Raw genomic sequence first — 14,145 nt, 5'->3', positions numbered from 1 at the left:
AGCGACGATGAGAGCCACCCCCTGGTCAGGTGGGGTGCGTATGGTTTCTCGGCGGGGTGTGCTGGTCGGCGGCGCTGTGGTCGTGGCCGGGTTGTTCGGGCGGCCGGCCAGTGCCGAGGGGCCCGCGGTCGATCCGTTCACGCTGGGGATCGCCTCGGGTGATCCGACGCCGGACGGGTTCGTGATCTGGACCCGGCTGGCGGTGTCGCCGATGGCCGAGGACGGGCTCGGGGGCATGGCCGACCGGGCGTACGAGGTCTGGTGGCAGGTCGCCCACGACGAGCACTTCACCCGCCTCGCCGCGTCCGGCATGTCCTGGGCGGAGCCGTCCTGGGCGCACAGCGTGCACGTCGAGCCCCGGGGCCTGGAACCCGGCCGCGAGTACTTCTACCGCTTCGGCGTCGACCGCTGGACCTCACCCACCGGGCGCACCCGCACCGCGCCGTCGCGCGCCACCCTGCCGACGTCCCTGGAGCTGGCGTTCCTGTCCTGCGCGCAGTACGAGCACGGCTTCTTCACCGGCTACCGCCGGATCGCGGAGTCCGAACCGGAGCTGATCGTGCACCTGGGCGACTACGTGTACGAGTACGCGGCCGGGGTCTACAACGCGCCGAGCGGCAACGTACGCGACCACGCGGGCCCGGAGACGCAGACGCTGGCCGACTACCGGCAGCGCTTCGCGCAGTACAAGCTCGACCCGGATCTGCAGGCGGCGCACGCGGTCGCGCCGTGGGCGGTGGTGTTCGACGACCACGAGGTGGACAACAACTGGGCAGGCCCGGTGCCGGAGCGGCCGAACCCGCGTTTCGAGCGGCGGCGCACCGCGGCGATGCGGGCGTACTGGGAGAACATGCCGCTGCGCAACGCCCGGCAGCCGCGCGGCACGGTGCTGCCGCTGCACCGCCGGGTGCGCTGGGGACAGCTGGCCACCTTCCACCTGCTCGACACCCGGCAGTACCGCGACGACCAGGGCTGCGGCGACGGCTACCGGGACTGCCCGGCGGCGAGCGACCCGGCCCGTTCGATCCTCGGCGCGGCGCAGGAGAAGTGGCTGCTGGAGGGCCTCCGGCGTAGCGGCGCGACCTGGGACGTGCTCGCCCAGCAGGTGTTCTTCGCACAGCGCGACCGTGATCCCGGTCCGGTGCTGAGCACGAGCCAGGACGCCTGGGACGGGTACGCGGCCTCGCGGCGGCGCGTCGTGCAGGGCTGGCTCGACGCGAAGGTCCGCAACGCGGTGGTGCTCACCGGGGACGTACACGCGCACTGGGCGGCCGACGTGAAACTCGACTTCGCCGACCCGCACGCGCCGGTGGTCGGCTCGGAGCTGATCTGCACCTCGCTGACCACGGGCGGCGACGGCGCCGACTCGGACCCGGCGACGCACCCGTTCCTGGGCCACAACAAGCACCTGCGCTTCTACAACGGCCAGCGCGGCTACGTGCGGGCCACGGTCACGCCCGCCGAACTGTCCGCGGACTTCATGACCCTGCCGTACGTGCACCGCGCCGGAGCGCCCGCGCAGCGCAAGGCGGGCTTCGTGATCGCCGACGGGGTGCCCGGCCTGCAGCGCCGCTACCTGCGCCCGTTCGCCGGGCCGCAGAGCCTGTCGCCGCAGGACCAGGCGGACCATACGGTGTGGGCGGAGACGGAACGTCCGTGACGCGATATGGGGCCGAGCGGAGGTGCCGCGAGCGTCCCACCCTCCGGTAACCTCTGCGCGTGCTGGACATCCGGAGGGCGCGTCGGCGGGGCGCGATCCTGTTCGACCTCTACGAAACGCTGATCCCGGATCGGACACCGGCGCAGCGCGACGAGGTCAGCCGACGCATGGCCACGGCGCTGGGCGTGGACCCGGCCCGGTTCGCCACCCTGTTCCGGGGCACCATGCAGGCCCGGATGCGCGGCGAGTTCGGCACGCTCGGCGAGACGATCCGCACGCTGGCATACCGGCTGGGCGGCGAGCCGACGGACCCGGCCGTGCGCTTCGCGGAGGTGGCCCGGCTGCGGTTCACCCGCGAGCTGCTGTGGCCCTCGGCGGCGGTGCTGTCGGTGCTGGACACGCTGCGTGCGGCGGGCCACCCGCTGGGGCTGGTCACCAACTGCTCGACGGAGACGGTGACGCTGTGGCGGGAGCAGCCGCTCGCGCCGCGCTTCGACGTCGCGGGTTTCTCCTGCCTGCTCGGCGTGACCAAGCCCGACCCGGTGCTGTTCCTCAAGGTCTGCGGCGACCTGGGCGTGCCGCCGCAGGAGTGCGTCTACGTCGGCGACGGGCACGGAGGCGAGCTGGCCGCCGCCGCGGCGCTGGGCATGCGGGTGGTGCGCACCGTCGAGCACGCCGACAGCGATCCGGGCTGGCAAGGGGAGACCATCACCCGTCTGGGCGACCTGCCGGGGCTGCTGGCTGCCTGAATGCCGGGAAAACCGGTGGCGTTCGGCAGGGCCGCCTAGTAAGTTCGGCTCCGCTATGCGTTCCTTACCTCTGGCCGATCCCGGCACCCCCGACAGCAGGTCAGCCACCCGGTATCTGTGGTGGCTGGCCCGAAGCCAGTTCCGGACCATCGCGTTCGGCATGTTCTTCGGCATCACCTGGATGCTGGTGGGCGCGCTGATACCCATGGTCATCGGTAAGGCCATCGATGCCGGCATCACCACCAAGGACACCTCCGCCCTGGCCCGCTGGGCCGGGGCGTTCCTCGTGCTGGGGCTGATCCAGGCGGGCAGCGGCATCATGCGCCACCGCAACGCGGTCTTCAACTGGATGTCGGCGAACTTCCGCACCGTGCAGGCCGTGGTCCGGCACGCCAACCGGCTCGGCGCGACCCTGCCCCGGCGGATGGCCACCGGCGAGGTCGTCGCCATCGGCGCCGCCGACACCAGCCACATCGGCAACGCGCTCGACATCACCGCGCGCGGCTCCGCCGCGATCGTCAGCCTGATCACGGTCACCGTCATCCTGCTGACCGCGTCGGTCAAGCTCGGCCTGGTGGTGCTGCTCGGCGTGCCGGTGCAGATGGCGGTGGTGAGCCTGCTCATCAAACCGCTGCACCGCCGCCAGCAGGCGTATCGCGACCAGCAGGGCGCGCTGACCGGCCGGGCCGTCGACATCGTCGCCGGGCTGCGCGTGCTGCGCGGCATCGGCGGCGAGCAGGTCTTCGCCGAGCGCTACCGGGTCCAGTCGCAGCAGCTGCGCGAGGCCGGGGTGCGCGCGGCGCGCATCGACTCGCTGCTGGAGTCGATCCAGGTGCTGATGCCCGGACTGTTCCTGGCCCTGGTCACCTGGCTCGGCGCGCGCCTGGCGGTCGGCGGCGAGATCCAGCCCGGCGAGCTGGCCAGCTTCTACGGGTACGCCGCGTTCCTGGTGATGCCGCTGCGCACACTCGCGGAGATGCTGGAGAAGATGACGCGCGGCCACGTCTCGGCGGGCCGGGTGCTCAAGGTGCTGCGGCTCGCACCGGAGATCACCGCCCCGGCGTCGCCCCGGCCGCTGCCCGAGCACGGCGCGCTGGTGGACGTGAAGTCCGGCCTGTCGGTGCGGCCCGGCGTGCTGACCGTGCTGGTCGCGGACCGGCCCGAGGACGCCATCGAGATCGCCGACCGGCTCGGCCGGTACACCGAGGGCGAGGTGACCCTGGGCGGGGTGCCGCTGTCCGCCGCGACCCGCGACGAGGTGCGTGCCCGCATCCTGGTCGCCGACAACAACGCCCGGCTGTTCAGCGGGCCGCTGCGCGAGGAACTGGACCCCACCGGCGCGGCCGGCAACGAGCAGATCCTGGCGGCGCTGCGTACGGCCAGCGCCGAGGAGGTCCTGGACGCGCTGCCCGACGGGCTCGCCTCGTTCGTCGCCGAGCGCGGGCGGGAGTTCTCCGGCGGTCAGCAGCAGAGGTTGCGACTGGCCCGCGCCCTGCTCGCCGACGCGCCGATCCTGATCATGGTCGAGCCGACCAGCGCCGTCGACGCGCACACCGAGGCCCGGATCGCGCGCCGCGTCGGCCCCGCCCGCCAGGGCCGGACCACGCTGCTCGCGGCCACCAGCCCGCTCCTGCTGGACCAGGCCGACCACGTCGTGTTCGTCGACGACGGCAAGGTCATCGCCGAGGGCACCCACCGCGAGCTGCTGGCCGCCGAACCCCGCTACCGCGCCGTGGTGACCCGCAGCGTCGACGAGGAGACAGCATGAGCAGGGTGCAGTTGCCGGTCGCGGACGCGGCCGCGGTGCGCCGGTATGCCCGGCAGCTGGTACGACGGCACACCGGGGCGCTCGCCCGCGTCGTGGTGCTGCACGGCTTCGCCGCGCTGTCCGGCCTCGTCACGCCGTACCTGCTCGGGCGGCTGATCGGCGGCATCGGCAACGGGATGACGCTGTCGACCGTCGACGGCATCGCCCTCGCGCTGGTGACGTTCGTGCTGGTGCAGGCCGTGCTGACGCGGTTCGCCGCGTTCGCGTCGGCGACGCTGGGCGAACGGGTGCTGGCCGAGCTGCGCGAGGAGTTCGTCGACCGGGTGCTGGCCATCCCGCTGTCCACCGTCGAGCGGGCGGGCACCGGCGACCTCGTCACGCGTACCAGCCGGGATGTCGCACAGCTGTCGCACAGCATGCGCCGCGGCGTACCGGAGACGCTGATCGCCCTGGTCACGCTCGTCCTGACGGGCGCGGCACTGGTCTGGCTGTCGCCGCTGCTGGCGCTGCCGTGCCTGGTCGGCGCGCCCATCATCGTCGGCGGCGCGCGCTGGTACCTGCGCCGAGCGCCCAAGGCCTACCTGCGCGAGAACGCCGCCTCATCCGAGGTCATCGACGGGCTCACGGAGACCTTCGACGGCGCGCGCACCACCGAGGCGCTGCGCACCGGCGGCCGCCGCATCGCCCGCACCGACCACGACCTGCGCGAGCAGTACCACGCCGAGCGGGGCACACTGCGGCTGCGCACATTCTTCTGGCCGGTCGTCGACCTCGGCTTCACCCTGCCCGTGGCGGCGACGCTGCTGCTGGGCGGCTGGTTCTACATCAAGGGCTGGGTGCCGCTGGCGCTGGTCGTCACGGCCGTGTTCTACGTGCAGCAGCTCATCGAGCCGATCGACCGGCTCCTCGGCTGGGCCGACGAGCTGCAGGTCGGCGCGACGTCGCTGGCCCGGCTGCTCGGCGTGGCCGAGATCGCCGACGACCGCCAGGCCACCGGCGTACGCCCCGACTCCGAGCGGCTGACCGCGACCGACGTGCGGTACGCGTACACCGCGGGCCGCGACGTGCTGCACGGCGTCGACCTGTCCATCGCGCCCGGCGAGCGGCTGGCCATGGTCGGCCCGTCCGGAGCGGGCAAGTCGACGCTGGGCCGGCTGCTGGCCGGGATCGACGGGCCCCGGACGGGCTCCGTCGCCGTCGGCGGCGCGCCGCTGGTCGAACTGCCCCTGGAGGAGCTGCGCGGGCACGTCGCGCTCGTCACCCAGGAGCATCACGTCTTCGTCGGCACGCTGCGCGACAACCTGGCCCTGGCCCGGCCGGACGCGTCCGAGGAGCGGCTGCGTGAGGCGCTGGCCGCGGTCGACGCGCTGGACTGGGTGGACGAGCTGCCCGAGGGGCTGTCCACCGAGGTCGGTGGGGGAAGACACGAGGTGTCGCCCGCGCAGGCGCAGCAGCTCGCGCTGGCCCGGCTCGTGCTGGCCGACCCGCACACCCTCGTACTGGACGAGGCGACGTCGCTGATCGACCCGCGCGCGGCCCGGCACCTCGAACGCTCGCTGGCCGCCGTGCTGGACGGGCGAACCGTGATCGCGATCGCGCACCGGCTGTTCTCCGCGCACGATGCGGACCGGGTGGCCGTGGTCGAGGACGGCCGCATCGCCGAACTCGGCTCGCACGACGAACTGGTGGCCGCCGACGGCTCCTACGCCGCCCTCTGGCGCTCCTGGCAGAGCTGAGCCGGGGCCGTTGTCGCGCCTGTTTGCCATAGACGCTGGCCTATTACATCGAATATGATCTACGTTTTTTCGATGTAATAGGCCAGCGTCTATTCGAGGCGGGGGGTGCCAGCGGCTGGCGCGGCACGGGGCTCGGTGACCGGGGCGGTCAGCGACTCGTGGACGGCGGCGGGGCCGCCGAGGCGGGTGGCCAGGGCGGGGGAGAGGTAGAGGGACTCGACGGTGCGGGTGTGGCGGCCGTTGAGGGTGGCCTGGGAGGACGTGCCCGCGTCGAGGTGCAGGTGGAGCAGGCCCAGGTCGGTGGGGAGCGGGTCGCCGTAGGTGCGCTCGGCGGCGTCGCCGTCGCGGGACAGCCCGTCGTACGACAGCAGGAACGACGTCCCCCGGGTGACCGCCTCGCGCAGCCGCGCCACGAACGCCTCCCGCGGCATCCCGGCCATGTACCGGTGGTCGCGCGCCTGACTCACGCCCTGGTACGGCGGGTCGAGGTAAACCACGTCATCAGGGCATGCCCGGCTCAGCACGTCGGCGTAGTCGGCGGTGTACGCGCGGCAGCCGGTCAGCACGCGGGCGGTCGCGGTCAGCCGGAGCCGCATCGCGTCGGGGCGCGCGCCCAGCCGCCGCCGGTCGGGGCCCTGGTTGAAGCCGCCCTCGCGGTTGTAGCGCACCGCCGCCTTGACGCAGCGGGCGAGCAGGTAGAGCAGGCAGTGCGGCTCGTGGGTCTCGTTGAAACGGGTGCGCACCGCGTCGTAGTACGCCTTCGGGTCGGTCAGCTGCTCGTGCCACAGCCGCTCGTAGTCGGCGGCCAGCGCCAGCGGCTCGGCCAGCACCCGCTGCCACAGCCGCATCAGCGGCTCGTTCACGTCGCTGATCTCGGCGGTCTCGCCGATGCGCAGGTGCCGGGCGGCGATGGCGACGGCGGCCGACCCGGCGAACGGCTCCAGCAGCCGTGCGGTGTCGGGCGGGAGCAGCGGCACGATCGCGTGCGCGAGCCGGCGCTTGCTGCCCTGGTACGGGATCGCGTGGGGCGCGTCGGCGAGGCCGGGCAGGCGGCGGGGTGGGAGAGTGACCGGCACGACCATCCATTGTGCTGGATGGCTCGGGCTACCGGCCGGTATTCACCCGAGCGGGTCGGCCAGCAACTGCTCGAAGGCGAGTTCCGCCGCGCCCAGCAGCGCGGCGTCCCCGCCCAGCTTGGGTGTGCGCAGCCGGACGTGCTCGCGGGTGGCGGGCAGGCCGATGCTGTTCAGGCGGCTGCGCACCTGCGCCGCGGCGGCCAGGTACACGTCGCGCAGGGTGCCGCCGAAGATGACCAGCTCCGGGTTGAAGATGTTGACCAGGTTCGCCACGCCGAAGCCGAGCCAGTCGCCGACCTGGCGCACCGCCATCTGCGCGGTCGCGTCGCCACGGGCGGCGGCCTCGACCACGGCCAGCACGGCCGCGTTGCCCAGGGCGGTGTCGCGGCCCGCGGCGTGCAGCAGCGCGTGCTCGCCGATCTCGGTCTCCCAGCAGCCCCGGGAGCCGCAGCCGCAGGGGCGGCCGTGCGGGTTGACGACCATGTGGCCGACCTCGCCGCCGTAGCCGCCGTGCCCGGTGACCCGGCGACCGCCCGCGATGATGCCCGCGCCGACGCCGACGTCGCCGTACATGTAGATGATGTTGTCGCAGCCCACCGCGACACCGCGGGTGTGCTCGGCCAGCGCGCACAGGTCCGCCACGTTGCCGACGGCGACCTGCGGTAGCAGGTCGGGCAGCCGGTCCTGCAGCGCGTGCCCGAGCGGCTCGTCCAGCCAGCCCAGATGCGGCCCGAGGCGGACCAGGCCGTCCTCGCGGCGGACCAGCCCGCACACGGCGATACCGGCCCCGATGCAGCGGGCCTGCGGCTTGACGTTCTCGGCCATCTGCGCGACGAACTCGGCGACCGGGCGTACCGCCTCGATGGCCTCGCCGCGCGGGCGCGGCGCCTCCCGCTGATCGAGGATGACGCCGCCCAGCCCGACCCGCGCCACCCGGACCCGGTCCACCTCCACGCTCGCGGCGTAGGCGTAGACCAGTTCCGAGGACGGGCGCACCACCAGCGACGGGCGGCCGGCGCGGCCGGTCTCCCGCGGCGCCTCCTCGCTGACCAGGCCGACAGCGGCCAGGTCAGCGGTGAGGGCGCCGATGGTGGAGCGGTTGAGACCGAGTTCCGAGGTGAGCTCGGCGCGGGAGATGGAGCCGCGTACGTGCACGAACCGCAGCAACGCGCCGAGGTTCTGCCGCCGGATCTCCTCCTGGCTCGGTCCCGCTCGCATGATTCTCCCGTTGACAGGCGTACGTCGGTCAGCTGCTCGCGGCCGCACGGCGCCGCGAGAAGGCGTCGACGCTCGCCGCCAGCAGGAGCACGATGCCGGTGGCAACGTACTTGTACGCCGAGCTCCAGCCGACCAGGCCCATGCCGTTGATGATCATCGTGATCACCAGGCCGCCCAGCACGGCGTCGAGCACACGGCCCTTGCCGCCGAAGAGGCTGGTGCCGCCGATGACGGCCGCGGCGACCGCGTACAGCAGCACGTTCGAGCCGCCGGTGTTCGGGTCGACGGAGCGCGCCATGCTGGCCGCCAGGATGCCGCCGACCGCCGCCATCGCCGAGCAGATGACGAACGCGGAGATGCGGATGCGGTCCACCGCGATACCGGCGCGGCGGGCCGCCTCACGGTTGCCGCCGACGGCGTAGATGTGGCGGCCGAACGCGGTGCGGCGCAGTACGAACGTCCACAGCAGCAGGAGCACGCCGACGACGGGCACCACGATCGGCACGCCCTTGAGCGAGAACAGCGCGTTGCGGCTGCGCTCCTCGTTCAGCACCGCGACCGCGATGCCGACCAGCACCGCGAGGCCCACCACACGGAACGCGACGACCTGCCACAGCAGCACGGGCAGCCCACGGCGGCGGCGGTTGCGCTGCTGGATCAGCTGCGTGGCGGCGAAGCCGAGCACCATCAGCGCGGCCAGGGCCCAGCCGACCAGCGGCGGCATGTACTCGTTCTCCAGCGAGATGATGACGTCGTTGCGGACCGAGATGTTGGTGCCCTCGTCGAGCAGCCACAGCACCACGCCCTGGAAACCCAGGAACGCGGCCAGGGTGACCACGAAGGAGGGGATGCCGACCTTGGCCACCAGGAAGCCCAGCAGCAGGCCGATCACGACACCCGTGACGATCGCCGCGGCCACCCCGACGTACCAGGGGTAGCCGTGCGTGGTCAGCAGGATCGCGAGCACCGCGGCGCAGACGCCGGAGGCGAAGCCCGCGCTCAGGTCGATCTCCCCGAGCAGCAGTACGAAGACCAGGCCCATGCCGATGACGACGATCGGACCGGCCTGGGTGAGCAGGTTGGCGAAGTTCGCCGGGGTGAAGAAGGACGGCCGGGCCACCGAGAAGATGATCGACAGCACGATCAGGCCGAGCACCGCGGGCAGGGCGCCCATGTCGCCGCCGCGTACCCGCTGTCCGTAGTTGCGCAGGTAGCCCCAGAGGCCGCCGTCGTCCTTGGCGGGAACGGCGATCTTCTGCCCCGTCTTGAAGGGGTTCGTGGTGGTCGCGCTCACGCTGCGGCTCCTTCCTCGGCGAGACCCAGCGTGCCGCTGCGGCCAGAGGTGATCAGCTCGACCACCTGCGAGTGGGTGACGTCCGACGTCTTCACCTGGGCTGCCATCCGGCCCAGGTAGAGCATCGCGATCCGGTCGGAGACAGCGAACACGTCGTTCATGTTGTGGGAGATCAGTACAACGGCCAGACCGTTGTCAGCCAGGCGGCGGACCAGCTCCAGCACCTGCTGGGTCTGCGCCACGCCCAGGGCCGCGGTGGGCTCGTCGAGGATGACCAGCTTGCTGTTCCAGAGCACGGCCTTGGCGATGGCCACGGTCTGCCGCTGGCCGCCGGACAGGCTCGACACCTGCTGGCGCACCGATTTGACGGTACGCACGGACAGGCTGGCCAGCGTCTGCTGGGCGAGCTGCTCCATCGTCGGCTCGTCGAGGATCATGCCGCTCTTCTTCTCGCGGCCCAGGAACATGTTCTGGACGATGTCCAGGTTGTCGCAGAGAGCGAGGTCCTGGTAGACGATCTCGACGCCGTGGCTCGCGGCGTCGCGGGGGTTGTGCACGTGGACGGGCTTACCCTCCATCAGGTATTCGCCCGAGTCGCTGGGGTAGATCCCGCCGATGCACTTGACCAGCGTTGACTTGCCGGCGCCGTTGTCGCCGACGAGTGCGGTTACCTCGCCTGGGTGGACCTGGAAGGCGACGTCCCGCAGCACCTGCACCGGGCCGAAGCTCTTGTTGATCCCACGCAGTTCGAGTAGAGGGGTTCCCATCCGGGCGCTCCGTTCGAGGGGTTACTGCCTGTTCCACAGACGTGGTCCCCGGGGTGCCTTGCGACCCCCAGGGACCACATTCTGGTTGAGCACGCAGGTCAGCTGATGCCGGCCTCGGTGCACTTGGCCGCGAAGTCGGCGGTGCACAGCTCCGCCTTGGTGACGTAGCCGTCGGTGACGACGTCCTTCACGTTGTTGAAGTAGATCGCCTGCGGCTCCAGCAGGACCGAGGGAACGTCCTTGCCGGTCTCCGAGTCCTTGGTGGTCTGCGAGACGGTCTTGGTCTCACCCTTGGCCAGGGCGATCGCCAGCTCGGCGGTCGCGTCGGCCTCCTTCTTGACGGCCTTGTACACGGTCATGCACTGGTCGCCGAGGAGGATGTTCTGCAGGCCCTGCACGGTGGCGTCCTGGCCGGTGACCGGGACCTTGCCGTTGAGCTTGTTCTTCTTCAGCACGGAGATCGCCGCGTTGCCGAGGCCGTCGTTCGCCGCGAGCACGCCGTCGATCTTGCCGTTCGCCTGGGTCAGCATCTGCTCGAAGATCACGCCGCCCTGCGCGTTGTCCCAGCCCGGCACGGGCTGGTCGGCAGCCAGGGTGTACTCCTTGGCGTCGTACTTCGGCTTCAGCACCGACACGCCGCCCTCCTTGAAGAGGGTCGCGTTGTTGTCCGTCGGCGAGCCGTTCAGCTGCGCGATGGCCGGGGTCTTGGCGCCCTTCTCGGTGAGGCACTTGACCAGGCCCTCACCCTGCAGGCGACCGACCGCGACGTTGTCGAAGGACACGTAGTACTTCGCGTTGCCGCCCAGCGTGAGCCGGTCGTAGTCGATCGTCGGAATGCCCTGCGCCGCAGCCTTGTCCAGCACGGCCTTGCCGGTGCCGGAGTCGAGGTTGACGATGACCAGGACGGTGACGCCCTTGGTGATCATCTGGTCCGCGATGCTCTGGAACGCGGTCTTGTCGTCCTGGGCGTTCTGGATGTCGTACTTGACACCCGCCTTCTCGAACGCCTCCTTCAGGTACTTGCGGTCCGCGGTCTCCCAGCGGGCCGAGGACTTGCTGTCCGGCAGGATGACGCCGATGAACGGCGTCTTCGCGTCGCCGGGCTCGGTGTCTTCCGCACAGGCGGCCAAGCCGCTGACGGCCATCAGGCCGGTCATGGCTACAGCCAGGATCCCTTTGCGCATCGTTGCTCAAATCCTCTCGGATTCAGGGGTATGAGTATTCAGGTGGTGCGGGCGGCCCCGCCGGGTTCCGGTTCCAGGCGAGTCCAACAGCGTTCATCAGTGCGTGAGGCCGGTCACACGGGGTTTTGTTGTGTGCGACAACGTATGCGCAACAAATGCAAACGCGCAAGCCCAAGGTTTGTTGTTGGCAATAACAATTCAGCAACGTCCCCGTAACCCGCCCGCTCGCTGCCCTTTCCCGAAGCGCCGATCTTGCGCAAATCACGGGCACGACACACCCAATCCCGGCAATTGGACAACCGCCCCACAAGATCAACGTGATCCAGCCGACAGTCCCCAACCCGCCTCGCCGCTCCGAGCCCGACGCGGCCCGTCCCCCTGTCGCAACTCTTAAGGAGTTGCGCCTTCAGGCTGCCCTGGTAGCCGCTACTTGTAACGGAATGTGACGGAGACGGCGGGGTCGGCCGAAGGGCGGTCGGGTCGAGATCGCTGTTTCGGGTCAGGGAGATCGCTGTTTCGGGTCAAAAAGTCTGGCTCCACCGCAGGTTTCGGCACGAAACGGCGATCTTCGACAGGAGCGGCGATCTTCGACGAAGGCGAGCGCCGCGCTAAGCCGCGCACGGTGGGGCAGCGCTAGCCGCGCACGGCGAGGGCAGCGCTAGCCGCGCACGGCGAGGGCCGCGCTAGCCGCGCACGCGGGTGCGGTGATGGGGCGCGCGCGGGGAGGGGCTGGGAGTCGCGGCGGGGGTGGCGGGGTTAGGGGCGGGCTATGGGGGCGAGGGTGGCTGAGGTGAGGCGGACCAGGTCGGCGGGGGCGAGGCGGAGTTGGAGGCCGCGCTTGCCTGCGGAGACGTAGATCAGGTCGCCGTCGAGGGCCGACTGGTCGATCACCGTGGGGAGGCGTTTGCGCTGGCCGAGTGGGCTGATGCCGCCGCGGACGTATCCGGTGGTCTTCTCGGCCAGGTCGCGGTCGGCCATCGCCGCTTTCTTGCCGCCCGCCGCCGCGGCGAGGGCCTTCAGGTCGATCTCGCCGGTCACCGGCACCACGGCGACGGTCAGCGCGCCGTCGACCTCGGTGACCAGTGTCTTGAACACCCGTGCCGGGTCGGCCCCGATCGCGTCGGCGACCAGCGCGCCGTAGTTGGGGGAGTCGGGCGAGACCTCGTACGAGTGCAGCGTGTGCTTCACCTTCTGCTTCGTGAGCAGTGCTGTCGCGGGAGTCCCCTGGCTGGCCACGCCGCGATGCTACCGCCCCGCCGATCGACGGGGCGGGCCGCGCCGACAGCGGCGCGGGGCGCTCCGGTGATCACGGTGCCGGGGTAGGGACACGCCGTCGAACACGTCCATAAGTTCATGATCAACCCGGTGGCGGGACCGGGGTGGCGAGGATGGCGAGGGGGGCGGCGGCGGTGCGGGTGAGGAGGAGGGAGGCGGGGTGGGGGCCGGAGAGGCGCAGGTCGCGGCGGAGTTGTTCGACGTCGAGGGCGCTGCCGCGTTTGAGGATCTCGAGGCGGCCGACTTGTCGGTCGCGGAGGGTGGCGCGCAGGCGCTTGAGGGAGAACGGGAGTAGTTCGTCGACGGCGAAGCAGCGGCCGAACGGGGAGACGATGGGCGTGTCGGACCAGATGTAGGCGATGTGGGAGTCGGCGAGCCAGCCGCCGTGGGTCGCGGCGAACTCGGCGACCAGGTGGGCGCGGACGACCGCGCCGTCGGGATCGGTGACGTAGCGGCCGGGCGGGGCGACCGGGGCAGTCTGCTCACCGGTGCCGGTGAGTTCGTGCGGTACGCCGTCGCGGAACACCGTCGCCCGGCGCGGCGTGGTCGCCAGGGGGCCGCACCAGGCCGCAGCCTCGACCACGTCGCCGTCGACGGAGACCAGTTCCAGCTCGCAGCCGGGGGGCAGCAGCGCCTGGTCGATGCCGGGGGCGAGTTTGAGCACCGTGTGCGGCACGCGCTGGGGCAGGGAGACGACCCAGTCCCAGGGCGGCGAGTAGTCCTCGGGGCGGAACACGCGCCGGCCGCCGCTGCGGCGGGCCGGGTCGCAGAACACGGCGTCGACCTGGCTCAGGTCGAATTCCTGAGCGTCGCCGCAGGTCACGGTCGCGTCGGGGGCGTTGAGGGCGGCGCAGGCGGCGGTCAGCGGGTCGGCTTCGACGCCGTACGCCCGGATGCCTGTGGCGGCGACGGCGCGCAGGTCGGAGCCGAGGCCGCAGCCGAGGTCGGCCAGGGCCGTCGACCCTGCGGCGCGTAGCCGGGCCGCGCGGCGGGTCGCGACGATCTCGCGGGTGGCCTGCTCCAGCCCGGCGCGGGTGAGGAAGACGCGCCCGGCGTCCGCGCCGAACTTGGCGGCGGCCCGGCCGCGCAGCGCGATCTGGGTCAGGGCGGCGGCGGCCAGGTCGGGCGGCACGCCGCGAGCCCGCAGCGCCGAGGCGGCGGCGAGCTCGTCGCTCCCAGCCAACTCGCCTGCCAGGTCCAGCGCCGCGACCCCCTCGGGGGTACGCAGCCGCGCCAGCTGATCGAGATCCACGGCCCCATTCTGGCAGCGCCCCCGACCCTGCCCCGACCACGTCCCGCCCCCGCTCCGGTCCGTCGGCGCCGCCCGCAGCGGTGAGCTCTGTGCCCGGGCGCTCCGGGACGGGCAAGATCGCTGTTTGCGGTCAATTTCCGCGGTCAGGCCGCAGGTTCTGACCCGA

The 14,145-nt window shown here is 71.8% G+C and carries 11 protein-coding genes; 4 read left to right on the top strand and 7 right to left on the bottom strand.

What is annotated here, in order from left to right; genetic code table 11:
- The first annotated feature begins 40 nt into the window (after window positions 1-40).
- From HAV40_RS19845 to HAV40_RS19830, 4 genes are read left to right on the top strand one after another with little or no spacing between them, the layout of a single operon-like run.
- On the top strand, window positions 41-1,660 hold the full coding sequence (locus HAV40_RS19845) for an alkaline phosphatase D family protein (protein WP_166383406.1): 1,620 nt from the start codon (window positions 41-43) through the stop codon (window positions 1,658-1,660).
- A gap of 59 nt (window positions 1,661-1,719) precedes the next feature.
- Window positions 1,720-2,409 carry an HAD family hydrolase gene (locus HAV40_RS19840; RefSeq protein WP_166383404.1) on the top strand — a complete coding sequence of 230 codons (690 nt, stop codon included), beginning with the start codon at window positions 1,720-1,722 and terminating at the stop codon, window positions 2,407-2,409.
- Window positions 2,410-2,464: 55 nt separating this feature from the next.
- Entirely contained in the window at window positions 2,465-4,177 is a 1,713-nt protein-coding gene (locus HAV40_RS19835) for an ABC transporter ATP-binding protein (protein ID WP_166383402.1), read from the top strand.
- A complete protein-coding gene (locus HAV40_RS19830) occupies window positions 4,174-5,913 on the top strand; it encodes an ABC transporter ATP-binding protein (RefSeq protein WP_166383400.1) in 1,740 nt (579 codons plus the stop codon). Before HAV40_RS19835 ends, HAV40_RS19830 begins: the two co-directional genes overlap by 4 nt.
- A gap of 89 nt (window positions 5,914-6,002) precedes the next feature.
- Here the strand turns inward: HAV40_RS19830 and HAV40_RS19825 are convergent, their stop codons facing one another.
- From HAV40_RS19825 to HAV40_RS19795, 7 genes are all read right to left on the bottom strand, one after another.
- On the bottom strand, window positions 6,003-6,989 hold the full coding sequence (locus HAV40_RS19825; RefSeq protein ID WP_166383398.1) for a DNA adenine methylase: 987 nt from the start codon (window positions 6,987-6,989) through the stop codon (window positions 6,003-6,005).
- A 42-nt stretch (window positions 6,990-7,031) separates the two neighbouring features.
- Window positions 7,032-8,207 (bottom strand): ROK family transcriptional regulator, encoded by a 1,176-nt coding sequence (locus HAV40_RS19820; protein ID WP_166383396.1) that lies wholly within the window; start codon window positions 8,205-8,207, stop codon window positions 7,032-7,034.
- 28 nt (window positions 8,208-8,235) lie between these two features.
- Entirely contained in the window at window positions 8,236-9,381 is a 1,146-nt protein-coding gene (locus HAV40_RS19815) for a sugar ABC transporter permease (protein ID WP_166383685.1), read from the bottom strand.
- A 116-nt stretch (window positions 9,382-9,497) separates the two neighbouring features.
- Entirely contained in the window at window positions 9,498-10,268 is a 771-nt protein-coding gene (locus HAV40_RS19810; protein ID WP_166383394.1) for an ATP-binding cassette domain-containing protein, read from the bottom strand.
- 98 nt (window positions 10,269-10,366) lie between these two features.
- Window positions 10,367-11,452: a sugar ABC transporter substrate-binding protein gene (locus tag HAV40_RS19805; protein WP_166383392.1), complete on the bottom strand. Its 1,086-nt coding sequence runs from the start codon at window positions 11,450-11,452 to the stop codon at window positions 10,367-10,369.
- A 756-nt stretch (window positions 11,453-12,208) separates the two neighbouring features.
- Window positions 12,209-12,688, bottom strand: a complete 480-nt coding sequence (gene ybaK / locus HAV40_RS19800; RefSeq protein WP_166383390.1) for a Cys-tRNA(Pro) deacylase — start codon at window positions 12,686-12,688, stop codon at window positions 12,209-12,211.
- Window positions 12,689-12,809: 121 nt separating this feature from the next.
- On the bottom strand, window positions 12,810-13,979 hold the full coding sequence (locus HAV40_RS19795) for a class I SAM-dependent methyltransferase (RefSeq protein ID WP_166383388.1): 1,170 nt from the start codon (window positions 13,977-13,979) through the stop codon (window positions 12,810-12,812).
- Between the last annotated feature and the right edge of the window lie 166 nt (window positions 13,980-14,145).

It is taken from the genome of Catellatospora methionotrophica (assembly GCF_011297335.1).
GTDB classification, from domain to species: domain Bacteria; phylum Actinomycetota; class Actinomycetes; order Mycobacteriales; family Micromonosporaceae; genus Catellatospora; species Catellatospora methionotrophica.
This window is presented reverse-complemented; position numbering and strand designations above follow the sequence as displayed.